General features: G+C 61.8%; 26 protein-coding genes, 1 tRNA gene, 1 pseudogene and 1 riboswitch. Of the genes and pseudogenes, 19 read left to right on the plus strand and 9 right to left on the minus strand.

All coding sequences use genetic code 11. The features are described from left to right. Positions 1 to 14 precede the first annotated feature (14 nt). The 8 genes from nuoN (at position 15) to ACWTU8_RS06045 (ending at position 8629) form a co-directional block, all read left to right on the plus strand. On the plus strand, positions 15 to 1451 hold the full coding sequence (gene nuoN / locus ACWTU8_RS06010) for an NADH-quinone oxidoreductase subunit NuoN (RefSeq protein WP_455847402.1): 1437 nt from the start codon (positions 15 to 17) through the stop codon (positions 1449 to 1451). Positions 1452 to 1455: 4 nt separating this feature from the next. Then, positions 1456 to 2277 carry a biotin--[acetyl-CoA-carboxylase] ligase gene (locus tag ACWTU8_RS06015; protein WP_455847403.1) on the plus strand — a complete coding sequence of 274 codons (822 nt, stop codon included), beginning with the start codon at positions 1456 to 1458 and terminating at the stop codon, positions 2275 to 2277. Positions 2278 to 2341: 64 nt separating this feature from the next. Next, positions 2342 to 4012 carry a ribonuclease J gene (locus ACWTU8_RS06020; RefSeq protein WP_455847404.1) on the plus strand — a complete coding sequence of 557 codons (1671 nt, stop codon included), beginning with the start codon at positions 2342 to 2344 and terminating at the stop codon, positions 4010 to 4012. Positions 4013 to 4108: 96 nt separating this feature from the next. Beyond that, a complete protein-coding gene (gene mce / locus ACWTU8_RS06025) occupies positions 4109 to 4513 on the plus strand; it encodes a methylmalonyl-CoA epimerase (protein WP_455847405.1) in 405 nt (134 codons plus the stop codon). After that, complete coding sequence (locus tag ACWTU8_RS06030) at positions 4510 to 4794, plus strand: DUF1467 family protein (RefSeq protein WP_455847406.1); 285 nt, start codon at positions 4510 to 4512, stop codon at positions 4792 to 4794. The genes mce and ACWTU8_RS06030 overlap by 4 nt, the downstream gene beginning before the upstream one ends. A gap of 543 nt (positions 4795 to 5337) precedes the next feature. After that, positions 5338 to 6666 carry a proline--tRNA ligase gene (gene proS / locus ACWTU8_RS06035; RefSeq protein ID WP_455847407.1) on the plus strand — a complete coding sequence of 443 codons (1329 nt, stop codon included), beginning with the start codon at positions 5338 to 5340 and terminating at the stop codon, positions 6664 to 6666. Continuing rightward, the gene (locus ACWTU8_RS06040) at positions 6663 to 7949 is read left to right on the plus strand and encodes a lipoprotein-releasing ABC transporter permease subunit (RefSeq protein WP_455847408.1); all 1287 of its coding nucleotides are present in this window, start codon (positions 6663 to 6665) and stop codon (positions 7947 to 7949) included. The genes proS and ACWTU8_RS06040 overlap by 4 nt, the downstream gene beginning before the upstream one ends. Further along, positions 7946 to 8629 carry an ABC transporter ATP-binding protein gene (locus ACWTU8_RS06045; RefSeq protein ID WP_174654574.1) on the plus strand — a complete coding sequence of 228 codons (684 nt, stop codon included), beginning with the start codon at positions 7946 to 7948 and terminating at the stop codon, positions 8627 to 8629. The genes ACWTU8_RS06040 and ACWTU8_RS06045 overlap by 4 nt, the downstream gene beginning before the upstream one ends. A 495-nt stretch (positions 8630 to 9124) precedes the next feature. Here ACWTU8_RS06045 and lipB read toward each other — a convergent pair whose 3' ends face one another. After that, positions 9125 to 9868 (minus strand): lipoyl(octanoyl) transferase LipB, encoded by a 744-nt coding sequence (gene lipB / locus ACWTU8_RS06050; RefSeq protein ID WP_455847409.1) that lies wholly within the window; start codon positions 9866 to 9868, stop codon positions 9125 to 9127. A gap of 180 nt (positions 9869 to 10048) precedes the next feature. On the opposite strand from lipB, the gene ACWTU8_RS06055 reads away from it, so the two are divergent. Next, positions 10049 to 10133 (plus strand) — tRNA-Leu (locus ACWTU8_RS06055). 288 nt (positions 10134 to 10421) lie between these two features. On the opposite strand, the gene ACWTU8_RS06060 is transcribed toward ACWTU8_RS06055, so the two are convergent. Further along, complete coding sequence (locus tag ACWTU8_RS06060; RefSeq protein ID WP_455847410.1) at positions 10422 to 11351, minus strand: dihydrodipicolinate synthase family protein; 930 nt, start codon at positions 11349 to 11351, stop codon at positions 10422 to 10424. A gap of 217 nt (positions 11352 to 11568) precedes the next feature. On the opposite strand from ACWTU8_RS06060, the gene ACWTU8_RS06065 reads away from it, so the two are divergent. Both ACWTU8_RS06065 and ACWTU8_RS06070 read left to right on the plus strand, forming a co-directional pair. Then, positions 11569 to 12537 (plus strand): phosphatase PAP2 family protein, encoded by a 969-nt coding sequence (locus ACWTU8_RS06065; RefSeq protein WP_455847411.1) that lies wholly within the window; start codon positions 11569 to 11571, stop codon positions 12535 to 12537. Between the two features lie 250 nt (positions 12538 to 12787). Continuing rightward, positions 12788 to 14509 (plus strand): GH32 C-terminal domain-containing protein, encoded by a 1722-nt coding sequence (locus ACWTU8_RS06070; RefSeq protein ID WP_455847412.1) that lies wholly within the window; start codon positions 12788 to 12790, stop codon positions 14507 to 14509. Positions 14510 to 14531: 22 nt separating this feature from the next. On the opposite strand, the gene ACWTU8_RS06075 is transcribed toward ACWTU8_RS06070, so the two are convergent. Both ACWTU8_RS06075 and ACWTU8_RS06080 read right to left on the minus strand, forming a co-directional pair. Further along, positions 14532 to 15305: an HAD-IIB family hydrolase gene (locus ACWTU8_RS06075; RefSeq protein ID WP_095518564.1), complete on the minus strand. Its 774-nt coding sequence runs from the start codon at positions 15303 to 15305 to the stop codon at positions 14532 to 14534. After that, positions 15302 to 16639: a glycosyltransferase family 4 protein gene (locus ACWTU8_RS06080; RefSeq protein ID WP_455847413.1), complete on the minus strand. Its 1338-nt coding sequence runs from the start codon at positions 16637 to 16639 to the stop codon at positions 15302 to 15304. The genes ACWTU8_RS06075 and ACWTU8_RS06080 overlap by 4 nt, the downstream gene beginning before the upstream one ends. A 203-nt stretch (positions 16640 to 16842) precedes the next feature. On the opposite strand from ACWTU8_RS06080, the pseudogene ACWTU8_RS06085 reads away from it, so the two are divergent. The 3 genes and pseudogenes from ACWTU8_RS06085 to ACWTU8_RS06095 form a co-directional block, all read left to right on the plus strand. Next, positions 16843 to 16960, plus strand: a pseudogene (locus tag ACWTU8_RS06085) (IS6 family transposase); the annotation flags it as partial. A gap of 232 nt (positions 16961 to 17192) precedes the next feature. Further along, positions 17193 to 18611, plus strand: coding sequence for a magnesium transporter (gene mgtE / locus ACWTU8_RS06090; RefSeq protein WP_029352017.1), 1419 nt, complete (start codon positions 17193 to 17195; stop codon positions 18609 to 18611). A 149-nt stretch (positions 18612 to 18760) separates the two neighbouring features. Next, positions 18761 to 19147, plus strand: a complete 387-nt coding sequence (locus ACWTU8_RS06095; protein WP_023685221.1) for a MerR family transcriptional regulator — start codon at positions 18761 to 18763, stop codon at positions 19145 to 19147. 46 nt (positions 19148 to 19193) lie between these two features. Here the strand turns inward: ACWTU8_RS06095 and ACWTU8_RS06100 are convergent, their stop codons facing one another. Further along, the gene (locus ACWTU8_RS06100) at positions 19194 to 19685 is read right to left on the minus strand and encodes a methyltransferase family protein (protein ID WP_065012285.1); all 492 of its coding nucleotides are present in this window, start codon (positions 19683 to 19685) and stop codon (positions 19194 to 19196) included. Continuing rightward, positions 19682 to 20686 (minus strand): heparan-alpha-glucosaminide N-acetyltransferase, encoded by a 1005-nt coding sequence (locus ACWTU8_RS06105; protein WP_455847414.1) that lies wholly within the window; start codon positions 20684 to 20686, stop codon positions 19682 to 19684. The genes ACWTU8_RS06100 and ACWTU8_RS06105 overlap by 4 nt, the downstream gene beginning before the upstream one ends. Positions 20687 to 21045: 359 nt before the next feature. Here ACWTU8_RS06105 and ACWTU8_RS06110 point away from each other — a divergent pair, with 359 nt between their 5' ends. Further along, positions 21046 to 22245: an MFS transporter gene (locus ACWTU8_RS06110; protein ID WP_455847415.1), complete on the plus strand. Its 1200-nt coding sequence runs from the start codon at positions 21046 to 21048 to the stop codon at positions 22243 to 22245. A gap of 65 nt (positions 22246 to 22310) precedes the next feature. Here the strand turns inward: ACWTU8_RS06110 and ACWTU8_RS06115 are convergent, their stop codons facing one another. From ACWTU8_RS06115 to ACWTU8_RS06125, 3 genes are read right to left on the minus strand one after another with little or no spacing between them, the layout of a single operon-like run. Further along, the gene (locus ACWTU8_RS06115) at positions 22311 to 22676 is read right to left on the minus strand and encodes an SRPBCC family protein (RefSeq protein WP_455848397.1); all 366 of its coding nucleotides are present in this window, start codon (positions 22674 to 22676) and stop codon (positions 22311 to 22313) included. After that, positions 22610 to 23059 carry an SRPBCC family protein gene (locus tag ACWTU8_RS06120; RefSeq protein WP_455847416.1) on the minus strand — a complete coding sequence of 150 codons (450 nt, stop codon included), beginning with the start codon at positions 23057 to 23059 and terminating at the stop codon, positions 22610 to 22612. Before ACWTU8_RS06120 ends, ACWTU8_RS06115 begins: the two co-directional genes overlap by 67 nt. Beyond that, entirely contained in the window at positions 23037 to 23429 is a 393-nt protein-coding gene (locus ACWTU8_RS06125) for a Rieske 2Fe-2S domain-containing protein (protein WP_455847417.1), read from the minus strand. The genes ACWTU8_RS06120 and ACWTU8_RS06125 overlap by 23 nt, the downstream gene beginning before the upstream one ends. Positions 23430 to 23659: 230 nt before the next feature. Continuing rightward, a riboswitch (cobalamin riboswitch) is annotated at positions 23660 to 23861 on the plus strand. A 37-nt stretch (positions 23862 to 23898) separates the two neighbouring features. Between ACWTU8_RS06125 and ACWTU8_RS06130 the strand changes: the two genes are divergently transcribed. From ACWTU8_RS06130 to cobO, 4 genes are read left to right on the plus strand one after another with little or no spacing between them, the layout of a single operon-like run. Further along, the gene (locus ACWTU8_RS06130) at positions 23899 to 24078 is read left to right on the plus strand and encodes a CbtB domain-containing protein (RefSeq protein WP_029352005.1); all 180 of its coding nucleotides are present in this window, start codon (positions 23899 to 23901) and stop codon (positions 24076 to 24078) included. Between the two features lie 15 nt (positions 24079 to 24093). After that, complete coding sequence (locus ACWTU8_RS06135; RefSeq protein ID WP_095518558.1) at positions 24094 to 24870, plus strand: CbtA family protein; 777 nt, start codon at positions 24094 to 24096, stop codon at positions 24868 to 24870. Further along, complete coding sequence (cobU, locus tag ACWTU8_RS06140) at positions 24863 to 25384, plus strand: bifunctional adenosylcobinamide kinase/adenosylcobinamide-phosphate guanylyltransferase (protein ID WP_127209874.1); 522 nt, start codon at positions 24863 to 24865, stop codon at positions 25382 to 25384. The genes ACWTU8_RS06135 and cobU overlap by 8 nt, the downstream gene beginning before the upstream one ends. Before the next feature lies 1 nt (position 25385). Continuing rightward, a complete protein-coding gene (gene cobO / locus ACWTU8_RS06145) occupies positions 25386 to 26003 on the plus strand; it encodes a cob(I)yrinic acid a,c-diamide adenosyltransferase (protein ID WP_455847418.1) in 618 nt (205 codons plus the stop codon). The last annotated feature ends 207 nt before the right edge of the window (positions 26004 to 26210 follow it).

Genomic DNA, 26210 nt, shown 5'->3' on the forward strand with positions numbered 1-26210 from the left:
GAGGTTTGCGAACCATGACGCCGGACCTTCTCTCCAGCCTGTCGCTCTCGACACCAGAGCTGATCCTCGCCATTGGCGCCCTGGCGCTCCTGATGCTCGGCGCCTATTCGCGCGCAAACACCACCACCACGGTGAGCGGCCTTGCCGTCGCCGTCCTGGTGATTGCCGGCGTCTGGACGATCTTTTCCACCGGGCAGGGCAATGCCTATGGCGAGGCCTTTGTCCAGGATCCCTTCGCCCGCTTCACGAAGGTGCTGGCGCTGATCGGGTCGGCGGTGACGCTGGTCATGTCGATGCGCTTCGCCAAAGCGGAGCATTTCGACAAGTTCGAATATCCGGTGCTGATCCTGCTGTGCACGCTCGGCATGATGCTGATGATCTCGGCTAACGGCATGATCGGGCTTTATCTCGGCCTCGAATTGCAGTCGCTGGCGATTTATGTGCTGGCGGCGATCAACCGGGACAATCTGCGCTCGACCGAGGCGGGGTTGAAATATTTCGTCCTCGGCGCGCTGTCGTCAGGCATGCTGCTTTACGGCATCAGCCTCGTCTACGGCTACACCGGCAACACCGGGTTCCAGGAGATCGCCACGGCATTGGGCGGCGGCGGGCGGCAGCTTGGCCTCGTCTTTGGCCTGGTCTTCGTGCTGGCCGGCCTCGCCTTCAAGATATCGGCGGTGCCGTTCCACATGTGGACGCCCGACGTCTATGAGGGCGCGCCGACGCCGGTGACGGCCTTCCTCGCGGCGGCGCCGAAGATGGCGGCGATGGCGCTGATCGTGCGCGTCACAATGGGCGCGTTCAAGCCGATCGCCGCCGACTGGCAGCAGATCATCGTCTTCATCTCGATCGCCTCGATGGCGCTCGGCGCCTTCGCGGCCATCGGCCAGACCAACATCAAGCGGCTGATGGCCTATTCCTCGATCGGCCATATGGGCTACGCGCTGGTCGGTCTCGCCGCCAACAGCCAAGCCGGCGTGCGCGGCGTCGCCATCTACATGCTGATCTATCTGGTGATGACGCTCGGCACCTTCGCCTTCATCCTCGCCATGCGGCGCAAGGAAGGCAATGTCGAACAGATCAGCGATCTCGCCGGCCTGTCGTCGACCAATCCGATCATGGCGACGATCCTCACCATCCTGATGTTCTCGCTGGCCGGCATCCCGCCGCTCGCCGGCTTCTGGGGGAAGTGGTACGTGTTCCTCGCCGCCATCAACGCCAACCTCTACGCGCTGGCGATCATCGGCGTGCTGGCCTCGGTGGTGGGCGCCTATTATTATCTGCGCATCATCAAGATCATGTGGTTCGACGAACCGGTCGGCGGCTTCGTGCCGATGGCGACCGAACTTCGCGTCGTGCTCGGCGTCTGCGGCGCCTTCGTGCTGTTTTATGTGCTGATCGGCGGGCCGATCGGCACCTATGCCGAAGTCGCCGCCAAGACATTTTTCTGACGGGATGGCATTTCGACTGGCTCCAACCGCGGCCTCGGAAGGGTTCCGGCTCGAGGCACATGACACGGTCGGCTCCACCAATGCGCTGGCGCTGAACCATGCGCGGGCGGGGGATCCGGGCAAGCTCTGGGTCGTTTCAAAAAAACAGGAAAGCGGGCGTGGCCGGCGAGGCCGGGTCTGGGCGACGCCCGAGGGCAATCTGGCGGCGACGCTGCTGGTGGTCACCAATGCCGAACTTCGCTTGGCCGCGACGCTCGGCTTCGTCGCCGGCCTGGCGCTGGCCGATGCGCTCGACGCCGTCGTGCCGAAGGGCCGGATCGCAATCGGCCTGGACGGCGGCAGCGATGGAAGAAACCGTTTCGAGCTGAAATGGCCAAACGATGTGCTCGCCTCCGGCGCCAAGCTTGCCGGCATCCTGCTGGAATCGGCGATACTCGAAGGCGATCGCTTCGCGGTGGCTGTGGGCATCGGTGTCAATGTTGTGGCTTATCCCAAAGATTTGCCTTATCCGGCGACATCGCTCAGCGCGCTGGGCGCTGCTTGTGATGCCGAGACGTTGTTTCTGGCGCTGTCGGATGCCTGGAGCGAGAATGCGCGGCTGTGGAATGATGGGCGCGGGCTTTCCGCCGTCAGGCGGCGCTGGCTGGCGCGCGCGGCAGGGCTTGGCGGGCAGGTTGCTGTCAGAATTGACGGTAATGTGGTGCGCGGCACGTTCGAGACCATTGACGAGGACTGCCGTTTCGTGATCCGCGACGATGAGGGTTCGGTTCTGACGATTGCCGCCGGCGATGTGCATTTCGGTGCAGTCGCGTCGGCCCAGTTTTGACGGGTCAGGTTTGACGGGCCCCGTTTGGAAGGGCTTGGCTTGACCGGCCAGGAAAGGAAAGATCATGGCGGCAGCGGAAAACGCCGAACTCGTCTTCGTGCCGCTCGGAGGCGTCGGCGAGATCGGCATGAACTTCGCCCTTTATGGCTACGGCCCGGCCAATGCGCGCGAATGGATCGTCGTCGATGTCGGCGTGACCTTCCCCGATGCCAGCCTGCCCGGCGTCGACCTGGTGCTGCCCGACACGCGCTTCATCGAGGAGAACATCGCGAACCTGCGCGGCATCGTCATCACGCACGCGCATGAGGACCATTACGGCGCGCTGCTCGATACATGGCCGAAGCTCAAGGCGCCGGTCTGGATGACGCCGTTCGGCGCCGGATTGCTGGAAGCCAAGCGGCAGGGCGAGCAAGGCGCACCGAAAATCCCGGTGACGATCTACCGCGCCGGCGAAACATTCAGCGTCGGCCCGTTCGAGATCGAGGCCATCCCGGTCGCGCATTCGATCCCCGAACCGATGTCGCTGGCGATCACCTCGCCGGCCGGCACCGTCATCCACACCGGCGACTGGAAGATCGATCCGGCGCCGACGATCGGGCCGATGACCGACGAGGCCCGCTTCCGCGCCTATGGCGACAACGGCGTGCTGGCGCTGATCTGCGATTCCACCAATGCGCTGCGGGAAGGGGAGTCGCCATCGGAAGTGGCGGTGGGCGAGGGCCTCAAGGGCGTCATCCAGAGCGCCAAGGGCCGTGTCGCGGTCACCACTTTTTCCTCCAATGTCGGGCGCATCGTCTCCATTGCCAAGGCGGCACGCGACGCCGGCCGCCAGTGCCTGGTGCTCGGCCGCTCGCTGAAGCGCGTCATCGATGTTGCCGGCGAGCTCGGCTATATGGACGGGCTGCCCGAATTCATCGCCGAGGAGGATTTTGGGTTCATCCCGCGCGAAAACCTCGTCATCATCTGCACCGGCAGCCAGGGCGAGCCGCTTGCGGCATTGGCAAAACTGTCGCGCGAGGAGATGAAATCGGTGTCGCTGACAGCAGGCGACACGGTGGTGTTTTCCTCGCGCACTATTCCCGGCAACGAGAAGGGTATCCTCGAGATCAAGAACCGGCTGATCGATCTCGGCATCAAGATCATCGAGGACGGCGATGCGCTGGTGCACGTCTCCGGGCATCCGCGCCGCAGCGAATTGCGCAAGATGTATCAATGGGTGCGCCCGCAGATCGGCGTGCCGGTGCATGGCGAGGCGGCGCATCTTGTAGCGCAGGGGTCGCTGATGTCGGTGTCGGGCATCGGCCAGGTGGCGCAGGTCCGCGACGGCGACATGCTGCGGCTCTATCCCGGTGCGGCGACGATCATCGACCAGGTGCCGTTCGGCCGTATCTACAAGGACGGCAGGCTGATCGGCACCGACCAGGCGATGGGCATTCGCGACCGGCGCAAGCTGTCCTTTGCCGGCCATGTCGCGGTCAATGTCGTGCTCGACGACAAGTATGAGCTCGCCGGCGATCCCGATCTGGTCGCCATCGGCGTCGCCGAGGCCGACGCCCGCGGCGAGAGCCTGGAAGACCTGATGATCGATGCGGCAATCGGCGCCGTGGACTCCATCCCCCGTCAGCGCCGAAGAGATCTCGACCTCGTGCAGGAGGCAGTGCGCCGCGCCGTCCGTGGCGCCGCCAATGAAGCGTGGGGCAAGAAGCCGCTGGTGACGGTGTTCGTCACAAGGTAAGGGAATAGGGGGGTAGGGCAGTACGGCAGTAGGGGGAGAAAGTAGTTTTTCCCTACTCCCATACTGCCCTATTGCCTTACTGCCTGAGGAAAACCTATGCTCGGACGCCTGAACCATGTCGCGCTTGCTGTGCCGGATCTGGCCGCGGCGACAGCGGCCTATCGCGATACGCTCGGCGCTCAGGTGAGCCCGCCGCAGGCGTTGCCGGAGCATGGCGTGACGGTGGTGTTCGTCGATGTCGGCAACACCAAGATCGAATTGCTGGAGCCGCTCGGCGAGGATTCGCCCATCGCGGCATTCCTCGAGAAGAACCCGTCGGGCGGCATGCATCATGTCTGCTACGAGGTCGACGACATTCTTGCCGCGCGTGATCACCTCAAGGCCAGCGGCGCCCGCGTCCTTGGCGACGCCGACCCGAAGATCGGCGCGCATGGCAAGTCGGTGCTGTTCCTGCATCCCAAGGATTTCTTCGGCACGCTGGTCGAACTGGAGCAAGCATGAGCTGGGTTTCGTTTCTCGCCCTGTTCTTCATCACATGGTGGGTAGTGCTGTTCGCCATTCTGCCGTTCAGTCTGAGGACGCAGGACGAGGATGAGGACGTGACGCTGGGCACGGTACCCAGCGCGCCGCGCGGACCGCATATGCTGCGCGCCGTGCTGCGGACGACGATCGTCACGATGGTTCTTCTTGGTATCTTCTATGGCATTACGAGGGGGCTCGGACTCGGCATCGACGACATCCCGCACATCGCGCCGGATTTCAGCCAGAGCCCCGAGAATTAGATCGTCGGGCACGGTGGCCACATCTTGCATGCGAGCCCCAATCCGCGCTGGAAGCCGATGCAGGTTCCGAACCCGCTGGGCTGGCACTAGGTAAAGTGGTCTAGCAATTTGTCGTGCTAACAAAATGATTGCACAAAAAAAATGCAAGGCACGAGGCCTTGCAATTTAAACGCGTCCGATCCGTTTCCGGTGTCCGGCGGCAGCGAGTAACCGCGCCTAGATCGCATCCTCCCAAGACTTTGACCGCGTAGGAGGGCAGATTTCTTTCCGCCCTCTCGGTTATTGCGGCACATTAGACCAAGGCAGGTGAAAATGTCACGCAGAATTTTGCCTGGAAATAAGCAATCTCGTGCTGCAGTGCACAATAGTATGGCAGGCGTTGCTTGCGAAACGACCAGCAAGGCGGATGAGGCACTGCGGACCCTTTGCGGCGTCCAGAGGGGCGGGTTTCCATTCCGTCTTGAAATGGCTATGAAGCCGGGGCAAGCAAGCCTGCGCTGCGCCGATTCCGGTGCGGCAATCCTCTCTCTCACGGACCAGTCCATGCGTTTGTCGCGCTATTTCCTGCCTATCCTCAAAGAAAATCCGCGCGAGGCCGAAATCGTCTCGCACCGGCTGATGCTACGCGCCGGCATGATCCGCCAGCAGGGGCAAGGCAGTTTTTCCTGGCTGCCGCTCGGCAAAAGGGTGCTGGACAAGGTCTGCCGCATCATTCGCGAGGAGCAGGACCGGGCTGGCGCGCTCGAGATCCTGATGCCGACCATCCAGTCCGCCGAGCTGTGGCGCGAAAGCGGCCGCTATGACGACTACGGCAAGGAGATGCTGCGCATCAAGGACCGGCAGGACCGGGACATGCTCTATGGGCCGACCAACGAGGAGGTGGTCACCGAGATTTTCCGCGCCTATGTGAAATCCTATAAGGATCTGCCGCTCAATCTCTATCACATCCAGTGGAAATTCCGCGACGAGGTGCGGCCGCGCTTCGGCGTCATGCGTTCGCGCGAGTTCCTGATGAAGGACGCCTATTCCTTCGATCTCGATTTCGAAGGCGCCAAGGCGGCCTATAACAGGATGTTCGTGTCCTATCTCAGGACGTTCACGCGCATGGGGCTGCAGGCAATCCCGATGCGTGCCGACACCGGGCCGATCGGCGGCGACCTCAGCCACGAATTCATCATCCTGGCCGACACCGGCGAGAGCCAGGTCTATTGCCATCGCGATTACCTCGCGCTTGATGTGCCGGGGGCGGACACCGACTTCTCCAACGATGCCGAGATCGGCGACATCGTCAAGCAATGGACGACGCCCTATGCCGCGACCGACGAGATGCACGACGACGCGGCGTGGGAGAAGGTTGCGACGAGCGACCGGGTCTCGGCCCGCGGCATCGAGGTCGGCCACATCTTCCATTTCGGCGACAAATATTCGAAACCGATGGGCGCCAAGGTGACCGGGCCCGACGGCAAGGATCATTTTGTTTCCGGCGGTTCCTACGGCATCGGCCCGACGCGGCTGGTCGCGGCGATCATCGAGGCCAGCCATGACGACAACGGCATCATCTGGCCGGAGGCGGTGGCGCCTTTCGACATCGGCCTGATCAACATGAAAGCCGGCGACGCCGACTGCGACCGCGTCTGCGACGAACTCCATGCGGCGTTTGTAGCCGTCGGCAAGGACGTGCTCTACGACGACACCGACCAGCGGCCAGGCGGCAAGTTCGCCACCGCCGACCTGATCGGCCTGCCGTGGCAGGTGATCGTCGGGCCGCGCGGCGTGGCGGCCGGCGAGGTCGAGATCAAGAATCGCAGGACCGGCGAGCGTGAGACGCTGCCGGTCGAGGATGTGAAGAAACGCTTTGGTTTTGCCGCATGAGCGAAGCGGCAGTAGCGAAACCCCCGGCCGCCGGACCTTTTTCCGTGTTCGAACGCATGGTCGCGTGGCGATATCTGCGCTCGCGCCGCAAGGAGACGGTGATCTCCGTTATCGCGTCGATCTCCTTCCTTGGCATCATGCTGGGCGTCGCCACGCTGATCGTCGTGATGGCTGTCATGAACGGGTTTCGCGCCGAGCTCCTGACGCGCATCCTCGGCGTCAACGGCCATCTGATCGTGCAGCCGCTCGACATGCCGCTGGAGGACTATGCGCAGGTTGCCGGCCGCATCAACGGCGTGCCCGGCGTCCAATATGCCATTCCGCTGATCGACGGGCAGGTCCTGGCGCAAGGCAATATCGGCGGCGGATCAGGGGCGCTGGTGCGCGGCATACGCGGCGAGGATCTAGGCAAGATTTCAATCGTCGCCAGCAATATCAAGCAGGGCTCGATCGCCGGCTTCGACACAAGCGAGGGCGTCGCCATCGGCAGCCGCATGGCCGACAATCTCGGTCTTGTGCTCGGCGACACCATCACGCTTATCGCGCCCGACGGCGATGTGACGCCGCTCGGCACGACACCGCGCATGAAAGGCTATCCGGTCACGGCGATCTTCGAGGTCGGCATGTCAGAATATGACAGCTCCATCGTCTACATGCCGTTTTCGGAAGCACAGCTCTATTTCAACATGGATGGCCGAGCTCAGGCGATCGAGATCTATGTCGACAATCCCGACAATGTCGACGCGCTGAAACCGAAGATCGAAGAGGCGTCGCAGCGGCCGATCACCATGGTCGATTGGCGAGAACGCAACAGGACATTCTTCGATGCGCTGCAAGTGGAGCGCAACGTCATGTTCATGATCTTGACGCTGATCGTGCTGGTGGCAGCGCTCAACATCATCTCGGGCCTGATCATGCTGGTAAAGGACAAGGGCCACGACATCGCCATCCTGCGCACCATGGGCGCCACCCGCGGCGCGATCCTGCGCATATTCCTGATGACGGGCGCGGCGATCGGCGTGGTGGGCACCATCGCCGGCGTGCTGCTCGGCGTTGTAATCTGCCTGAACGTCGAGCGAATCCGCCAGTTCTTCTCCTGGCTGGCCGGCGAGAGGCTGTTCAATCCCGAGCTCTATTTCCTGAGCCAGCTGCCTGCCCGCATGGACGCCAGCGAGACGATCTCGGTGATCCTGATGGCTCTGGTGCTGTCTTTCCTGGCGACGCTGTTTCCGGCATGGCGCGCGGCCAGGCTCGATCCGGTCGAAGCGCTGAGGTACGAATGATGGCCGAGGCCATTATCGAGCTGAAGAGCGTCGAGCGGCACTATGTCCAGGGGCCGCGCAAGCTGACCATCCTCAACGGCGCCGATTTTTCGCTGAAGCGCGGCGAGATCGTGGCGCTGGTGGCGCCGTCGGGAACCGGCAAATCGACGCTGTTGCACACCGCCGGACTGCTGGAGCGGCCCGACGCCGGCGACGTGATTCTGGCAGGCCGCGCCTGCGGGCGGCTTTCCGACGACGAGCGCACGGCGATCCGCCGCAACGATGTCGGCTTCGTCTATCAGTTCCATCACCTGCTGCCGGAGTTCACGGCGCTGGAAAACATCATGATGCCGCAGCTGATAAAAGGGCTGACGCGCAAGGAGGCTGCCGAGCGTTCGGCGCAACTGCTCGACTATATGCAGATCGGCAAGCGGGCGCAGCACCGGCCGTCCGAACTGTCCGGCGGCGAGCAGCAGCGCGTCGCCATCGCGCGCGCCGTCGCCAATGCGCCGCTGGTGCTGCTTGCCGACGAGCCGACCGGCAACCTCGACCCAGTCACCGCCTCCTATGTGTTCGAGGCATTGGGAGCGCTGGTCCGGCAATCGGGGCTGGCGGCGCTGATCGCCACCCACAATCACGAGCTTGCCTCGCGCATGGACCGTCGCGTCACGCTCGCCGACGGCAAGGTTGTTCCGCTTTAGCATATCAATATTCAGTCGGCCTGCGAACGGCTGATACCTGCGCTTCCGGTACTCACATACCCAACAGTACGCTCCGTTCCGGTTCTCGGAACCCACCCAGTCTGGCCGCTTCGCGCCCGTCTTCGACTCCGGCTCGGCCTGACCTGAATCTCGATACACCTAACGGGCTGATCGCCAGCGTGCCGTCTGCCTGCATTTTTCGCCACAGCGAAATCCGTTCTCAACCTTTCCTTAACCCTGCAGAACTGAGCGCCCGAATTTCGCGACACGCTCTGGATCGCGGTCGTTGACATTCGAACAAAATTAGAACAAAATACGAACATACTGAAAACAGGAGAGAGTTATGACCGGTCTTGTTCAGGATGTCGTGTCACTGGTGTGCATGAGCACGTTTCTCATTTCCATGGCGATCTGGATCGGAGCGATGTGAGGCAGCGCGCCTCGTTCTTCACGGGGTGAGGCTGCGTCGGAGCTCGGTGGTTCAGTGCTGCTTTGTCAGCCGGCCTTGCGGGCTGCTTCGACAAGCAAAGGTGCCGCCGGTCCGAAGATGTCCTCGAAGGCGGATTTCAGCGCGAGATCAAGGTCGGCCATCCCCAAGGGAAGGCCGAGGTCGACTAGGCTGGTGACGCCGTGATCCTGCACGCCGCACGGCACGATGCCGCTAAAGTGGCTGAGATCCGGCTCGACATTGATGGCGATGCCGTGAAAGCTCACCCAGCGCCTCAGCCTGATGCCGATGGCGGCGATCTTGTCCTCGGCCGGCGAGCCGTCGGGTCGGACCGGGCGATCCGGCCGCACCACCCAAACGCCGACGCGGTCCTCGCGCCGTTCGCCGCGCACGTTGAAGGTGGCGAGCGTGTGGATGATCCATTGTTCGAGCGCCGCGACGAAGGCGCGGACATCCTCGCGCCGCCGCTTCAGGTCGAGCATCACATAAGCGACGCGCTGGCCTGGCCCATGATAGGTGTATTCGCCGCCGCGCCCGGCCGCGAATACCGGAAAACGGTCCGGCTCCATCAGGTCATCGATGCGGGCGCTGGTGCCAGCGGTGTAGAGCGGCGGGTGCTCGACCAGCCAGACCATCTCCCCGGCGGCGCCGCTTCGGATCGCTTCGGCACGCGCCTCCATGACGGCAAGCGCATCCGGATAGGCGGTGAGGCCGGGTTCGACCCGCCATTCGACCGGTGCCGAACCGGGCAGGGGCAGGAACGACGTGGCGATCTGGCTGCGTTCTGTCATGGCGTGTCTCGTGTCGCCTCACATATGGCGGCAATCGGCTGAAACGTCCAGTTCCGAGCGCGTTCCACCCCTTTGGAGCGTTATGCCGAATCCCGGGCAATTATTGCGCGACGCGCCCTTGTTTCGCCGGAAACGATTTGCTACACGCCGCGAGCCGGTTCGTTTCGGCTCCTACCACGTGCGGTCGTGGCGGAATTGGTAGACGCGCAGCGTTGAGGTCGCTGTGGGGCAACCCGTGGAAGTTCGAGTCTTCTCGACCGCACCAGCTTTATCCAATAAGCTGTTATTTTATTACGCAATTTTCTGTTTCACTACAGCTCTTCCCAAGTCTGTTTGTGCAAGCTGAAACATTGTGCGAACCTGCGGCTGGTTGGGCGCGGAATGCCGCGCGCTAACGGTATGGTTGAGCCGTCATCAGATGCCAGCTGCTTCAAAGACCCGAACCGTGTCGCGAAGCGGGCCATTGGGACTCCCCGGCAAAAAATGCGCTTTTCACGCAAGCTCACGCGGCTATCTATTGATGTGATGCGCGGCAAATAGTCCGCTGGTTGCATTATCTCGGGGCTTGTTTGCGGACGCGACTTTCCAGCCGCATAAGCAAATAGTCGACTTCTTGTCTGGCCGCCGCCGATAACGCACTGCCCGGCTTGCGCTGGGCGTCGGACGCGATGGCACCGCGCTTCATCATCACATATTTGCGTACCGCAAGTCCCACACCGGGTTGCTGCTCATAGCGCAGGTAGGGCAGGTGGGCGTCGAAAAGATCGTGCGCCTTGTCGCGCTCGCCGGCGGCAGACAGTTTCACCACGTCGACCAGCATATCGGGGAAGGCATAGCCGGTCATCGCGCCGTCGGCGCCGCGCTCCATCTCGAAGTCGAGGAAGAAGCCGCCATTGCCGGTGAGGATGGACAGCGGCCGCAGTGAGCCGTCCTTCTGAAAGCCGCGCAGCGCGCTGATCTTCTCCAGGCCCGGCCAGTCCTCGTGCTTGAGCATGAAGCAGGCCGGATTGTCGGTGACGATGCGGCGGATGACGGCCGGGGTCATGACGACCGAGAGGGTCAGCGGATAGTCCTGCAGGACGAAAGGAACATCCTCGCCGACCGCTTCGGATGCGTTGCGGAAATAGGTGACGATCTGGTCATCGGTGCGCAGCGCCGGCGGCGGCGCAATCATCACGCCTTGCGCGCCAACCTCGATCGAGGCGCGCGCAAGGCTGCGCATGGCGGCGAAGCCAGGGGCGGAGACGCCGACGATGACCGGCAGCCTGGTGCGCGCCACGATGCGCTTGACGATCTCGAGCGATTCGCCGGCGTCGAGCTTTGGGGCCTCGCCCATGATGCCGAGGATTGTCATCCCATCGACGCCGCAGCGCTCGTAGAAATCGACCATCGAATCAAGTGATTCCCAGTCGATCTTGCCATCCGCCTCGAACGGCGTCGGGGCAATGGTGTAGACACCTTTGGTGTCAGGACCGATGGCCATGAGATCCTCCTAAATTCAGCTTTCAGTCATAGCGCAGGACCGACGGTCCGATCCAACCCGGCAGTTGGTCCGGACGGGCGGGGCGCGAAGTAACCGTATGGTAAGCTTGCTTCGCTATCACATTGATAATGCCATCGATGGCATATTTGCATCTCGGTAAATTAGTATGTCATTAACTATAGGGGTAAGGGACTACAGTCCATCGACAAGATGGTCGTTGCGCCTTGCCTTGTTTATGGCAACTTACGTGGCAGGCGCGTCTGCACTAAGTCCGCAGTCTTTCTTCCACCTAGTTCTGGTTTATGCTCAGAAATTCACCGTCGGTATTCCGATCTTGTTTGTCAGCGGGGTCTGTTCTGCTGCGCTTATTTACGGCCGAGCAGAGCCAACTCGCTACGTCGTAGATTTGGTTCGAGGGCGCTGGCGTGGCTGTTTGCTGGTTCTGCTGTTCTTCTTCGCGAGCTTGACCGCGTACTCTACCTACAAGATGGCCATCCCGTCCGTTGTTCCATTCTATGCGGACAACTGGTTAGCCGATCTGGATGAATGGCTGCACGGGACTGCGCCGTGGGAACTCACGCACAGGTTCGACAGCAATACGTGGTCGATCGTCGTCTTCAACAGCTATGAGGTGATTTGGTTTTTCCAATGGTTCGGCACCATGCTTTTCGTGTCTCTCTGGTCGGACAAGATTGGCCGCATCCGCTACCTCTGGGCAGCAGCGCTGACGTTATGCATCCTCGGCACCATCTTGGCCTCGGCGCTGGCGTCGGTCGGGCCGATCTACTACCACCAGTTTGTTGGCGAGGACCGCTTCAGCGGACTCAAGGTCGCCATGGACGGTCTCGACTATAGCCACATGGTGCGGGAGCCCGCCGCATATCTTCTGACGGCTTACCAGAGCGGCCGGCCAGACCTTGGCGGCGGCATCTCGGCGATGCCAAGCATGCACGTCGCCTTTGCCACACTGAATGCCTATCTGCTTTCTTCCCTCAATATCTGGCTCGGTATTCTCGGTTGGATGTTCGCAGCCCTGATAATGTACGGTTCGGTATATACCGGATGGCACTATGCTGTTGACGGCTACGTCTCCATCATTGTGGTGTCGGTGATCTGGTGGGTGACCGGACGCCAGCCAGCGCAAATTGAGACACAGTTTGCGATACGCCAACCCATAGAAGGTTAGGTGTGCGACGCCTGACAATGTCAGCCAGGGGCAACAGCGCTGGTTAATTTATTGGCCGCGCCAGCAATTGCAGACGCCCCACAGCGACGGCGAGGTCAAACCCTGGAAAAGAGAAGGTCTTGGCCGATCCCGGGAATGGCTTTGCTAAAGTGAAGATCCAGCTTTAACCTTCTGCAGCGCATTTCCAGGTCGAAAACCGGGTTTGATCCTCTATCTGTCCGGGAACGCCGCACGGAACGGAGCCAGCTTCATGAGTGACAGCCAGGTCAAGGTAAGGATTGCGGGAGGGAACACCATTCGAAGCCTGCATGCCGACCTGCCAGTCAACGCCACGTTCCATATCTGGCTTAAGGCGGCCAAGCCGGACGTTCCGGGCTCGCTGTCTTTTACCAATGTCCGTGGCAAGTTCGGCGAGGTGAGCGTTACGAACGCCGAGGAGTATGAATTCAGAATTTTTCACGTCTTCGGCGGTGGCAGTGTCGAACTCGACTACGACACGGATCAAACCTCGGTGTCGGTTGCCTACTGGTTCGCATTGGCCGACGTGCTGGAGACAGGGATTACAGTTCTCCACACCAATCCAGGAAATGCCCCGCCGAACATACCTGACAGCTATCATTTTCGCCCGCCGTTCGGCTGGATGAACGATCCAAACGGATTCGGCCGATTTGGTGGTCGCCCACATCTCTTCTACCAGCATTATTCCCATGGACTTCGGTGGAATACGATGCATTGGGGGCACGCTGTATCTTCCGACTATTTGCGATGGCGTCACATGCCCATCTTCCTGTTCCCGTCGGAAGATCTTACCGCAAGGCCCGACAAACGGGGCGGTGCGTATTCCGGCTCAGCCATCCCGCTCGCCGATGGCCCGGGTATTCGCGTCTTTTTCACCGAGCAGGTACAGGACCGTATCCCGGAACAGCAGATCCAGCTCACTGCCACTTCCAGCGACCTCATCACGGCGGGAAATGCCGACGTCATCCTGCCCTACCGCCCGCTTGACGAGGGATTGACCACCGATTTTCGCGACCCATACGTCTTCAAGGGACCGGATGGCCGTTGGAAAATGCTGCTGGGCAGCCAGAGCGATGAGGGCGGCGTTGTCCTGCTCTACGAAACCCACGACCATACGGCCGCCACCGGCTGGACATATATCGGCAAGCTTCTGGTCGAGAAACACTATCGGACGACGGCGATCGAATGTCCCTGTCTGCTGCCGCTCGACGGGCCTGCCACCGATCCCGCGACGCGCTGGGTTCTAATTCTCGGCCTGATGAATAGTGAGGACCAGTCCACCCGGCGCAAGAATCTGACAATGGCCATTGTCGGCTGGTTCGATGGTCAGACCTTTTCCAAGGAATTCGAACAGGAACTGGACTTCGGGACGGATAACTACGCCTTCCAGGCCTTCGTCGACGGTGATGCCATTGTTGGTATTGGATGGCTTGCCAACTGGGCCGATACCGGACCGGCGATCGATTTCCCCACAGCCATGACGTTGCCTCGCAACATCCATTTGTCTGCAGGCGAGTTGCATACCCCGCCCATCGGAGCAGCCGAGAGCCTGCGGAGCCATATTCTGGACCGAACGCGCCTTGCAGCCGGAGAGCAGGTAAGCTTTATCAACGGCTCCGTCGAAATCCTGTTCGAGTTGGAAAAGCCGGGTGCCCATTTCCGCCTGAAGCTCCATCATCCAACTGTTCGCCTCGAGGTTGTCGTCGACGACGAGGGACTTGCCATTTGTCATGAAGACGGGGGCGCAGGTCAGTCTCCTCACTATATCGCCAAGGGAGCCCGTCCAAGACGGCTGCGGATATTCCTCGACTACGGATCGATCGAGGTCTTCGCGGATCACGGTCGTTGGGCTGGCACGAAGCGGATCAGCGGTTTTGAGCCGGTACAATCGGCACGTCTCATCGCCGAAACGGGCGCAGTTCTACACGCGACGATATGGGCGCTCAAACCGTGACAAGGAGATCAATATTTCCAGTTTAGGATCGGGCGTCGTCAAACACCGACCAATGAACGAGGCCTTCGACGACGCCAAAGGCAAACTGTTCTTTCGCGCTGTAAATCAGCGGGTTGTCCCGAGCCATGTCAAGCAGTTCGGGTAAGGCATTGGCGACGACAATCCCGCGCGCACCCGGCAGGTCGAACATACTGCGATCGTTGTTGGTGTCGCCGGCGACCACCACCTCATCCAGGCCGATGCTGAGTTCATTGCAGAGCCAGGCCAGCGCCTGGCCCTTGTCTGCCGAACGCGGCAGGATATCGAGATCGCGTCCGCTGGAATAGATCATCGTCACTGACAGGCCGGCCTCGGCCAGAGCGCGCTCGATGCTGGCAAGGGCTTCCGGACTTGCTTCGTGCAGGTACCAACTCGATTTGAAGGCGTGTTGATAGCCGTCGGGTTGGCGAACGGTGTCTTCGAGCGATCCGAGCACCGCATCGACTTTCTCAAGAGACCAGCCTTCCGAAAACCTCTGGGTAAAGTGCCCCAGATCAGTAAAGTGTGCGAGACGCGAGGTGTGCCGCGGACCGGCGAGCATTGTGCCGACACCGCCGATCACGTAGTCCGGCGCTGGCAGGCCGACTTCGTCGACGAAGTTCAAAATATCGTCGGCCAGACGACCGCTGTTGTAGACGAGAACCGGCCGGTGCTCGGGGTCGAGCGCTTCCCATTTGGAACGGAAGCGTGATGTCGCCGGCGCGTCGCCTGCCAGAGTCCCGTCGAGGTCACTCGATAGAAGCGCGATCGGTTTCAATCGCCGTCGTTCCACGGCTCATCCCAATCATGGTCGTCGACCGCCTTCAGCACCGGACGTCCTTCGACAAGGCTGACAAGCTGCTGCGCGATACCTGTCCAGGTGAACAGGCTGCGCGCCTTGTGCGCGCCCATGCGACCCAGTCGGCCGTAGAGGCGCTGGTGCTTCATAGGCTTGACGATCGTGATGCCGAGATCTTCCTTGTCGAACGGATCACCGAACAGCGCGTGCCGGCCATAGCTGATCCCGCGATAGAGGCCGCCATGGATTGTAACCACGGTGGGCGTTCCGCAGGCCATTGCCTCGATCGCGGTCATGCCGAACGGCTCGTAGCGGCTCGACAGGACGAACATGTCCGCCGCCCGATACGTGTCGGCCAGATCCTCGTCGGCAACATATCCAGAGAAGACGACACGATCCTGCAAGCCTAGGTGTTCAACCTGTTCCGTGAGCTGGTTCAGGATCTTCTGTTCCTGCTCGTCCATGTTCTCGCCGCCGACAGCAAGTCTCAGGACCGCATCCGGCACACGCGGCGCCACCACGGAAAACGCATCGATCAGCAGGTCGTAGCCCTTGTTGGTGGCGAGCCGGCCGAGCGCCAGGATCGTTCGCCCTTCGAAGCCGAGCCGATGGCGGATCAGCCGGCGAGACGCCTCGCTGACGGGGAAGAACCGGTTGTCGTCGTAACCGGGCGGGATCATGTGCACGCGGTCGCGCTCGAGACTGTAGTCCTCGACCAGCATATCCAACTGCGGCGGCGTTGTTGCAATCACCATGGCACAGCTTCGATAGATGATGGTCTCGTGCTTTATGCGCTCGGTGAAATTGAACTCGGCCTCGAATGTATCGGCCTTGTCCGGGTAGTCCGTCTTCATCTGGCGCTGCTTCCATATGCCGAGCGAATGCGGCGTATGGATGTGCGGGATATTGAGAGCTTCCGACAGTCGCTGCCCCGCCACGCCCGCATCCCAGTAGTGACTGTTGATGAAGTCGTAGGAGAGGTTTTCCCTGCGAATCAGGCGCAACGCGTTTTCACACCACTCGAGAAGGTGGCGGTGGAGGTATTCCTTCGGAATAAAATCGGGTCCGCCGCAGGCGACACGCAGGACACGAACCCCGTCTGCCACTTCATCGATAGGGGGCTGGTCTTCAAATTGCCGCGTCCAGATATCGACGGCATAGCCCAATTGGGCCAGCTTTTTGGCAAGTTCCAGGACGTAGACCACCTGTCCGCCGGTATCGGCCGCGCCGAGTGGTGGGTTGGCAGCTACGTAGCCGTGGGTTGAAATGAGTGCAATTCGAGGTGTCGCCGCATCCGAGTTGACGTCCGGCATCTGTATCCTTCTCTACGATTCTGCACGCCCGCAGTCGAAAGCGTGCGCCAATTCACAACTATAAGGATTCCACCACCCATCCGCAAATTCCAAGCACGCGCTCAGGTCAACGCAATTGACGTGATGGTAAGGCAAAACGGCTCTGTTGCATGTTTCGGTCACCGAGTGGCCTCAAACAGCGTTAGACGGTTGTTCGAGGATTTATGGTGTCCAAAGGCCGCCATTTCGATCGGTCTGTCATCCTTTGCGCCCGTTGGTCTCTGGCCTCAGGAGCTGAGCCTACGCCTCCTTGAGGAGATGGCCGAGTGCGGCATCAACGTCCGTCCCTCAATCCGGTTGCGCGTGGCTTCGCTCCCCGGTGAGGAAGGGTGGATTTCGTTTGATATTCCCGCGCATTGCGCAATAGAGCTGCGGAGCCTCAGGTCGAATCGTGCCGCCGCTCTATCTTTGTGTTTCAGCATCGGATTTTCCCAAAACCGGGTTTCCACTTCTGGGTCCAATGCTCTAGACCTGACAGGCACCTTTTCCGGAATTCTGATGGCGGGAGGCGCTGGTGGAAGGCCAGGACGAACAGACGACCGGCGCCAGGGCCGCTGAGGACAGCCACGCCGACATTTATGGCGAGGACGGCGCCATTCTGTCTTCGTTCCTTGCCGCGATCGGTGCAGCGATTGCCGATCGCGACACGCTGACGCTGAAGCGTGAAGTCGACGACCTGCACCAATCGGAACTTGGCGATCTGCTCGAGGCGCTTCATCCCGAACAGCGCCGCGCGCTAGTCGACTTGTTGGGCGCCGATTTCGACTTTTCCGCGCTGACCGAGGTCGACGAGGCGATCCGCCGCGACATCGTCGACAGCCTGCCCAACGCGCAGATTGCCCAGGGGGTGCAGGATCTCGATTCCGACGACGCGGTCTACATTCTCGAGGATCTCGAAAAGGAAGACCAGGACGAGATCCTGTCGCAACTGCCGTTCACCGAGCGGATCAGGCTGCGCCGCTCGCTCGACTATCCCGAAGAGACCGCCGGCCGCCGCATGCAGACGGAGTTCGTCGCGGTGCCGCCGTTCTGGACGATCGGCCAGACCATCGACTACATGCGCGAGGACAACAACCTTCCCGACCGCTTCAGCCAGATCTTCGTCATCGATCCGAGCTTCAAGCTGCTCGGCGCCATCGATCTCGACCAGATCCTGCGCACCAAGCGCTCGATCAAGGTCGAAGAGGTCATGCATGAGACCAGGCACGCCATTCCGGCCACGATGGACCAGGAAGAGGCGGCGCGCGAATTCGAACAATACGACCTTCTCTCCGCCGCCGTCGTCGACGAGAACGAGCGGCTGGTCGGCGTGCTGACCATTGACGACGTGGTCGACGTCATCCAGCAGGAAGCCGAGGAGGATCTGCTGCGCATGGGCGGTGTCGGCGACGAAGAACTGTCGGATAGCATTCTTTCGACCTCGCGCTCGCGGGTTCCGTGGCTGCTCGTCAACCTGCTGACGGCGTTCCTGGCGGCCTCGGTAATCGGCCTGTTCGACCGCACGATCGAGCACATCGTGGCGCTGGCCGTGCTGATGCCGATCGTCGCGGGCATGGGCGGCAATGCCGGCTCGCAGACCATGACGGTCACGGTGCGGGCGCTGGCAACCAGGGACCTCGACATCTACAATGCCGGCCGCATCATCCGCCGCGAAATGGGGGTGGGCTTCATCAACGGCATCATCTTCGCCATCCTGATCGGCATCGTCGCGGCCGCCTGGTTCCGCGATCCCAATTTGGGCGGCATCATCGCAGCGGCGATGATCATCAACATGTTCGTCGCTGCACTTGCCGGCATCCTGATCCCGCTGCTGCTCGACCGGTTCAAGATCGACCCGGCCGTGGCCTCGGCGGTTTTCGTCACCACGGTCACCGACGTCGTCGGCTTCTTTGCCTTTCTCGGCCTCGCCACATGGTGGTTCGGCGTGCGCTGAGCGAACGTGCGGTTATGCCTTCAATTGACTTTTACGTAAATGCCATGCGAGATTTTGGAACTGCCTGTCGGCCGATTCTGACGCGCGTCTGGACGATAGCGAGGCCGCATGGTTGGAACTCGCAGCGCGGCTGGGCATTTGGAGTGACGATGCGGGAATATTATTCGATCACCGAACTGACCCGCGAATTCGATGTTTCGACGCGCACGCTGCGCTTCTACGAGGACGAGGGGCTGGTGCAGCCGGTACGTCGCGGCCGTACGCGGCTGTTTCGCCCGTCGGACCGGCACCTCATCCGCCAGATCATGCGCGGCAAGAGGCTCGGCTTTTCGATCAATGAAATCCGCGAAATCATCCAGATGTATAAGGAGCCGCCTGGGGAGGTCGGTCAGCTCAACCTGATGATCAAACGCATTGAGGAAAAGCGCGAGGATCTGCGCCAGAAGCGCCGGGACCTCGAAGAGACCTTGGCCGAACTCGACCAGGCCGAGGAATCCTGCGTCGAGCGATTGGTGGAGCTCGGTGTCAACACCTGACCGGCCCTTTCGATAATTCTACTCTGAAAAGACCTTGCGGCACGCCTCAAATCCAGCGTCGCACCTTTTTCGCGTAGTCCCGGTATTTCTTGCCGAATTTCGTCGTCAGCACTTTTTCCTCGCCCTCAATCGCCATTTTCTGCGTTGCGAAGGCGGCGATGATCGCCAGCGGCAGGAACCATACGATCCCCGAGACAAGGGCCACGCCGATCAGCAGCAGCGTGTTGGCCAGATATATCGGGTTGCGGCTGACAGCAAAGGGGCCTGATGTCACCAGATGGTCCGGCACGGCGTTTGGGTGGAGCGTCGTCTTTGCCCGGATCATGGTGCGGATCGCCGTGAACCAGAGTGCGACGACGCCGAACAATGCCACCCAGCCGGCCGCGAACAGGATGTCGCCGAGCAGGCCGCCGATCCATGGCAGCGGGTAGAGCAAGCCAAGCCCGATGCTGACGGCGATGGCCGCGACATAGATCAGCGGCGGCCACGGTATAAACCCCGGTTTAGGTTGTCCCGGTTTCTGTTGATGGTCGGTCATTGTGCTCCTCCCTCCATCAAAGTGCTGTCGGCTTTGGCAGTGCAGGCGCCGGCGAGCTCGTTAAGATGTGCCTTCCATTCCGCAGCCTGGTCGTTGCGGTAGAGCCGATCAAGCGTGGCCTCGCCCTCGAGTGTATCGAGCATGCACACACAATAGCTGGAGCAGAACTCCGTGTCGCGCGATTGCTCGCACGATGTCTGGCATTCTTTCAGGAAGGTGACCTGCCTGGTCTCGACCGGTGCCGGCACCACTTGCGAAAGCAGCCAGACCGAGCCGATCAGCACCGGCTGGTGGATCAGATAGAAGGCGAGGCTGTGCCGGCCGATAAAGACCAGCGGATTTGTCCAGCGGCCGGGCGTCAGGCCCGCCAGCCGCGTCAGCATGCCGGAAGCGAAGGCGAGTTTTGCCGCCGCGATGCCCACAAGCACGGCGCCGAACCATGGAAACAGCGGCACATAATCGTTCGAGCGAGGATTGGTTGCCGACAGGCCGACCCACCACAGGGCCGGATGGTCGAAGATCTCGGACCTGAGGTAGAGCGGCGCGGTGATGACGAAAGCCGCGACAACAAGCGTCAGCAGCGCCGGCAGCCGCAGAAACGCCAGGCCGAGCAGGCTGGCGAGCGCGATCTCATGCAGGATACCGAAGAAGATGAAACTGTCCGGCGTGGCAAGCCTTGTGGCAGCCGATATGGCGAGCGCCGCACCAGCGACCATGGCGAAGCGTTTCCAGAAACCGTTCCAGCAGATCTGTTTGCCATGGGCGAGGAACAGACTGACGCCGACCAGGAACAGGAAGGTCGAAGCGATGCAGCGCGCGTAGAATTTCCACCAGCCGAAGGCGGTCAGGCCGGGATCGGTGTAGCCGAAGAATTCGAGATCCCAGGTGAAATGGTAACTCGCCATGGCAAGCAAAGCGACGCCGCGGGCGACGTCGATGGCGATGATGCGCTTCGGCTTCGGTCGATCCTGAACGGATACGGTCAGCGTGTCGATGCTCATGGTCTCGCAATTCTGATTCAGCAGAGCAAGACGACTATCACGATTGCCCCGGACAAAAGAAGGCGGCCAACACACGGCCTCGGCTCCGGTTCGCGCCGGCGTCGCATCAAGGCGGGCATTAGAGCGACGTGCGTCCGCTTGGACGCACAAAGTACGCTCTAACACTTTTGAATCTACGCATCGTGCTTTCCGAAAATCGATTCCGATTTCGCGCCGATGCGGTAGGCCAGCGCCGGAAAGCCTTTGGCCGGTTCGCTTTTTGCCGTGAACGGGTCGGTTTCCTGTTACTGACCTAGGGATGGCCACGGCAGATTTGGCGCTCACGTCCTGCTTTGGGCGATTCTGCTTCGGGGACAGCAATGGCTACCCATGTGCGCCATCCAATCGCGCTTCCGGCCTTGCGACCGGCGGATGCGCGCACCTTCGCCTCGCTCTATGCGGTCGAATCCTTCGCGCGCGCCACCGTGTCGAGCGTCATCCCGATCCAGGCCTACGAAATCCTCCGCAACGAGCAGATCGTCTCGATCCTCTACACCGTCGTGGCGCTGCTCGGCCTGTCGGTGACGCTGTTCATGCCGATGCTCATCCGGCGCTTTGCCCGACGCTGGGTCTACACATCAGGTGCCTGCCTGCTTGCCGTCGGCTCGCTGTTCTTCGTCACGCACACGCTCACCGGGCAGCTGGTGGGCATGCTTTGCCGCGTGATGGGCGCCAGCGCGTTGTCCATCACGCTCAGCCTCTACATCATGGACCACATCCGCAAGACCGATTTCATGCAGGCCGAATCGCTGCGCATGGCGTGGTCGATGCTCGCCTGGACAAGCGGGCCGACACTCGGCATCTTCCTCTACACGCGTTTTGGCATCTATGCCGCGCATGGCGCGGTCGCCATCTTCGCCATGGCCCTGCTGGGGCTGTTCTGGACCTACCGGCTCGGCGACAATCAGTCGATCCGCCCTGGCAAGACGCGGCCGGCCAATCCGCTCGCCAATATCGGCCGCTTCGTCGCGCAGCCGCGTCTCAGGCTGGCCTGGCTGATCGCCTTCGGCCGCTCCTGCTTCTGGACGACATTTTTCGTCTACGGGCCTTTGTTCATGGTGATCACAGGCGAGGGCGAGCTCGCTGGCGGCCTGCTGGTCTCAGCGGGCAATGCGCTGTTGTTCACGGCCATCTTCTGGGGCAGAGTGGGACAGCGTTTCGGCGGCCGGCGAACCATGACATCAGCCTATTTCGCCCTGTCGGCCATGCTGCTGGCGGCGGGCGCCGTCGGCGAATTCGTGCCGTTTCTTACCGGCGCCTTGCTGCTGTGCGGCGCGCTCTTCGCCATCGCTCTCGACGCGTTGGGCTCGACCGCCTTCATGCGCTCGGTGCGGTTCTATGAAAGGGCTGAGATGGCGGCGGTCTATCGCACTTATCTCGACTTTTCCGAGCTGACACCGCCGTTGGTCTATTCGGTGGTGCTGGCGTTTTTCGGGCTGGGCTCGGTGTTCGCCACGCTCGGCCTGCTGGCGGCGGGCTGCGGTTTTGTCACCTGGCGGTATCTGCCGAAGTCGCTTTGATCGTCAGAATTTTGGTGAAAGCGTTGTATGCCGCTCGCGCACCCAGTTGTGGAAGCGATGCAATTTCATATTCCTCGGGCATCAGCATGCGGCCTTGTGGCGCATCGAGCGCAGTCTTTCTGGTTGATCTCGCAGATATCAGCGCTCTCCTCCAGCACCTGCCTGCCGAAAGCGACGATGTTGTCGATATCAGCCGTTGGATTGGCGAGCGCTTCGGACGAAAAAAGCCATTCGGCGGTCAGTTCGGTCTGCTCCGAGCCGAGCGGCACCAGCCGCACGGTCCTGACATAGTCGACATGGCCGACGATGAACATCGACGACAGGTTGGTGGCGTAGGTCTGCCCGGCGGAACGCTCGGCTGAAGTCAGGTCGGGAAAGACCGGGCCGTGGACGCGCCCGTCTCGCGACCATGTCTCGGCTCCGGCCCGCAGGCCACCGGAAACTCCGGCGCATCATTGTCGGCGTGACGGGCCCATTCGGGGTCGTCGTCCCGACCCATCAGGCCGCGGCCATAGATCGACACCAGCCGCGACAGGTCCTTGTCGACGCCTGGGCAATGCAGGCACTCGTTGAAATTCTCCCAGAAGATCTTCCAGTTGCAGTTCATGACCTTGCGCAGCATATGGCTTGACACCAGCGTCTCCAGCGGCCAGTTGGCGAGGTCGCCAGAGGCGGGATCGAAGGATGTCTCGGCCGAACCGTCGGCGTCTTCCCTGAGATTGACGAAGACGAAACCGCCCCATGCCGACAGCGCTACGCGGTAAAGTGGATGATCGGCCTTGTCGAAGCCTTCAGGCAGCGATCTCGACGGCACGCGCACGAGATCGCCGCGCAGCGAATAGGACCAGGCGTGGTAGGGGCAAGTGACGAGCCGCGGCCTTCAGCCGACCTTCGCTCCCCCGGCAAAGCTGCGAGCCGCGATGCCGACAGGTGTTGTGGAAGGCGCGCAGCTCGCCGGTCTCGTCGCGCAGCACGACGATCTCCTGAGTGCCGACACGGAACGTCCTGAACGCCAGCGGCTGGGCAAGGTCGGCCTCTCGGCAGACGAGCAGCCAGCTTCGATACCAGATGGCGTCGAGATCGCGCTGATAGGCCTCGATGTCCCAGTAGGCCGATGACGGCAGCGACGGTTCAAGTCGCGTCAAACCGTTATAGGGATCGTGCTCGCTCGGGCTGGGCTGCATGACCGGCTCCTGTGATACGCCAGCCGACACCCGGTCGCGAACATTGTCAATCGCGGCGCCGGGCTGGCTGGCCTGCCGAGAGGCGCATTCGCGCTGGTGGCTGGCGGAATTTGGTTTGCCGGACGCGACGATTCTGCCTATAGTCGCAGCTGTCGTCGGTTCCGTTTGGAGCCGCGCATGATCCCGGAGCCGGAATCGGTTCCGGAAAGGTCATGCGCAGAGTCTAAGTGTTAGAGCGTCCTTGTGCGTCCATTCGGACGCACGGCGCCCTAAAGGGAATGCGGTGAGGGCGAATTGTTGCCCAATGCCGTGGCTGCCCCCGCAACTGTGTGCGGTTAGTCCTCTCCATATGCCACTGAAGAGTTTCTTCGGGAAGGTGGGGAAGGGCGTTGATCCGCGAGCCAGGAGACCTGCCGGCGACAGGAAAACTGACTTCTATGCCCTCGGGTGGAGGGCGAAAGGACAAGACATGAATACCGCTTCCGTCTCGCTCGGCACTTCCGTCTCCTCGCAGTCGCGCTTTGTGCAGCTGGCGCTTGCTGCATTTCTCGGCATTTTCGTGATGGGCTTTGTCGGCTTCTCGCATATCGACGCGGTCCACAATGCCGCTCACGACTATCGCCATTCGATGGCGTTCCCCTGCCACTGACGAGGGGCTGACATCATGACATTGTTTCGCAACGTCGTGTTCATCGCGGCGATCGCAGGGCTTGTGGCAGGCGTCGTTCTCGCCTGCATGCAGGCCTATGCCACGGTGCCGCTCATTCTGAAAGCGGAAGTCTACGAACAGGCCGGCGGTGGTCACACGCATGACCATGCCGCGGCGCCGGCTGCGAACGCCGGGGATACGAATGCCATGACCAGCGCGGCGCCAGCGCCGGCCGAAGCTGCCGCCCCGGAAGAGGAGGGCTGGACGCCGGCCGACGGTTTCGAGCGCTTCGCCTTCAATATCGTTGCCAATGTGGTCACCGGCATCGGCTTTGCGCTGATCTTGGTCGCCGCTTCGGAGTTCGCCGGCGGCATCGGCAATTGGCGTCAGGGCCTGTTCTGGGGCTTTGCCGGCTTTGCCGTATTCACGCTGGCTCCGAACCTTGGCCTGCCGCCCGAATTGCCGGCGATGCCGGCGGCCGATCTCACCCAGCGCCAGATCTGGTGGACGGCGACCGTGATGGCGACCGCGGCGGGTCTCGGCCTGCTTGCCTTCCGCAAGTCCTTGCCACTGGCGCTGATTGCCGTAGCGTTGATCGTGGCGCCGCATATCGTCGGCGCGCCGCAGCCCGACAGTTTCGAATCGCCGATCCCAGAAGGCCTGCATCACCAGTTCGTGGTGGCGGTGACGCTGACCAATCTGGTGTTCTGGCTGGTGCTCGGCGGCATCGTCGGCGTGGTGCGTGGCCGCTTGACCGGCACCGCGACCGGCCTGCGCGACAGCTTTGCCTGATCGCGTTGCCGGGACGCTGACCCTGGTCATCGGCGGTGCACGCTCCGGCAAGAGCGCGCATGCCGAAAAATTGGCGACGGCCTGCCCGGCGCCGTGGGCCTATATCGCCACGGCGCAAGCCTATGACGACGAGATGCGCGAACGGATTGCGCTGCATCGGTCGCGGCGCGGCGAGGGCTGGACGACCATCGACGCGCCGCTCGATCTCGTCGGCGCGATCGAGGCGCTGCCTGACGGCCGGCCCGTCCTGATCGACTGCCTGACTTTGTGGCTGACCAACCATATGCTGGCCGAACATGACGTTGAGGCCGAATGCCGAGGGCTGGCGGATGTGCTGTCACGACCGCGCGGGCCGTGGTTCGTGGTTTCCAACGAGGTCGGCCAGGGCATCGTGCCGGACAATGCGTTGGCTCGCCGGTTTCGCGATGCCGCCGGCCGGCTCAACCAGCAAGTCGCGGCAGTGTCCGATACGGTGCTGCTGATGGTGGTGGGGCTGCCGCTCAAGGTGAAGTGACATGGCTGATACTATCGATCCCAAGGACGAGGAGCGCCATCGCGCCAAGATGGCCAAGCGCAAAGCGGTGCAGGACGCCGAGGTCGCGGCAAAGACGGTCGAGAAGGGGCTGCTGATCGTCAACACCGGGCCCGGCAAGGGCAAGACCACTGCCGCCTTCGGGCTGGCGCTGAGGATGCTCGGCTACGGCAGGCGCGTCGGCGTCGTCCAGTTCATCAAGGGCAAATGGCACACCGGCGAGAAGGACGCCTTTGCCGCCTTCGGCGACCGGGTCGTCTGGCATACAATGGGCGAGGGCTTCACCTGGGAAACGCAGGATCTGAAGCGCGACGTCGCCGCCGCCGAAGCGGCCTGGGCCAAGGCGCTCGAGCTGATGGCCGAGCCATCGATCAGCCTTCTGGTGCTCGACGAACTGAACATCGCGCTGCGCTACGATTATCTCGATCTCGACAAAGTGGTGGCGGCGCTGAAAGGGCGCCGCGAAAACCTGCATGTCGTCGCCACAGGCCGCAACGCCAGACCGGCGCTGGTCGATGCCGCCGATCTTGTCACCGAGATGTGCGTGACCAAGCATCACTTTTCCGCCGGCGTGAAGGCACAGCAAGGCATAGAGTTTTGAGCGTTTTGCCCGCGGTTGGGCAGCACGTAACTCGTACTGGAGACGACCGATTATCGAAAGTCGGCGCCGCCCCTCAACCCCTGCCGGGACCTTCTCCCCGCGAAGGACGGGGAGAAGTGGCTTGGCCGCAACGCTGGCGATCCCCCTCTCCCCGTCCTTTACTCGGAAAGGGAAAGGGAAAGGGTGAGGGTGAGGGTTAGCGCTGAC

It is taken from the genome of Mesorhizobium sp. BHbdii (genome assembly GCF_053848045.1).

Bases quoted from the DNA above. Each gene is read 5' to 3' on its own strand.
- ACWTU8_RS06130 (WP_029352005.1), top strand. From the start codon at position 23,899: ATGAATACCGCTTCCGTCTCGCTCGGCACTTCCGTCTCCTCGCAGTCG.
- ACWTU8_RS06110 (WP_455847415.1), top strand. From the start codon at position 21,046: ATGGCTACCCATGTGCGCCATCCAATCGCGCTTCCGGCCTTGCGACCG.
- proS (WP_455847407.1), top strand. From the start codon at position 5,338: ATGCGTTTGTCGCGCTATTTCCTGCCTATCCTCAAAGAAAATCCGCGC.
- ACWTU8_RS06080 (WP_455847413.1), bottom strand. From the start codon at position 16,639: ATGCCGGACGTCAACTCGGATGCGGCGACACCTCGAATTGCACTCATT.
- ACWTU8_RS06135 (WP_095518558.1), top strand. From the start codon at position 24,094: ATGACATTGTTTCGCAACGTCGTGTTCATCGCGGCGATCGCAGGGCTT.
- ACWTU8_RS06020 (WP_455847404.1), top strand. From the start codon at position 2,342: ATGGCGGCAGCGGAAAACGCCGAACTCGTCTTCGTGCCGCTCGGAGGC.
- ACWTU8_RS06125 (WP_455847417.1), bottom strand. From the start codon at position 23,429: ATGCAGCCCAGCCCGAGCGAGCACGATCCCTATAACGGTTTGACGCGA.
- ACWTU8_RS06070 (WP_455847412.1), top strand. From the start codon at position 12,788: ATGAGTGACAGCCAGGTCAAGGTAAGGATTGCGGGAGGGAACACCATT.
- ACWTU8_RS06060 (WP_455847410.1), bottom strand. From the start codon at position 11,351: ATGGCCATCGGTCCTGACACCAAAGGTGTCTACACCATTGCCCCGACG.
- ACWTU8_RS06105 (WP_455847414.1), bottom strand. From the start codon at position 20,686: ATGAGCATCGACACGCTGACCGTATCCGTTCAGGATCGACCGAAGCCG.
- lipB (WP_455847409.1), bottom strand. From the start codon at position 9,868: ATGACAGAACGCAGCCAGATCGCCACGTCGTTCCTGCCCCTGCCCGGT.
- ACWTU8_RS06095 (WP_023685221.1), top strand. From the start codon at position 18,761: ATGCGGGAATATTATTCGATCACCGAACTGACCCGCGAATTCGATGTT.
- ACWTU8_RS06015 (WP_455847403.1), top strand. From the start codon at position 1,456: ATGGCATTTCGACTGGCTCCAACCGCGGCCTCGGAAGGGTTCCGGCTC.
- ACWTU8_RS06100 (WP_065012285.1), bottom strand. From the start codon at position 19,685: ATGACCGACCATCAACAGAAACCGGGACAACCTAAACCGGGGTTTATA.
- cobO (WP_455847418.1), top strand. From the start codon at position 25,386: ATGGCTGATACTATCGATCCCAAGGACGAGGAGCGCCATCGCGCCAAG.
- ACWTU8_RS06030 (WP_455847406.1), top strand. From the start codon at position 4,510: ATGAGCTGGGTTTCGTTTCTCGCCCTGTTCTTCATCACATGGTGGGTA.
- ACWTU8_RS06040 (WP_455847408.1), top strand. From the start codon at position 6,663: ATGAGCGAAGCGGCAGTAGCGAAACCCCCGGCCGCCGGACCTTTTTCC.
- mce (WP_455847405.1), top strand. From the start codon at position 4,109: ATGCTCGGACGCCTGAACCATGTCGCGCTTGCTGTGCCGGATCTGGCC.
- ACWTU8_RS06045 (WP_174654574.1), top strand. From the start codon at position 7,946: ATGATGGCCGAGGCCATTATCGAGCTGAAGAGCGTCGAGCGGCACTAT.
- nuoN (WP_455847402.1), top strand. From the start codon at position 15: ATGACGCCGGACCTTCTCTCCAGCCTGTCGCTCTCGACACCAGAGCTG.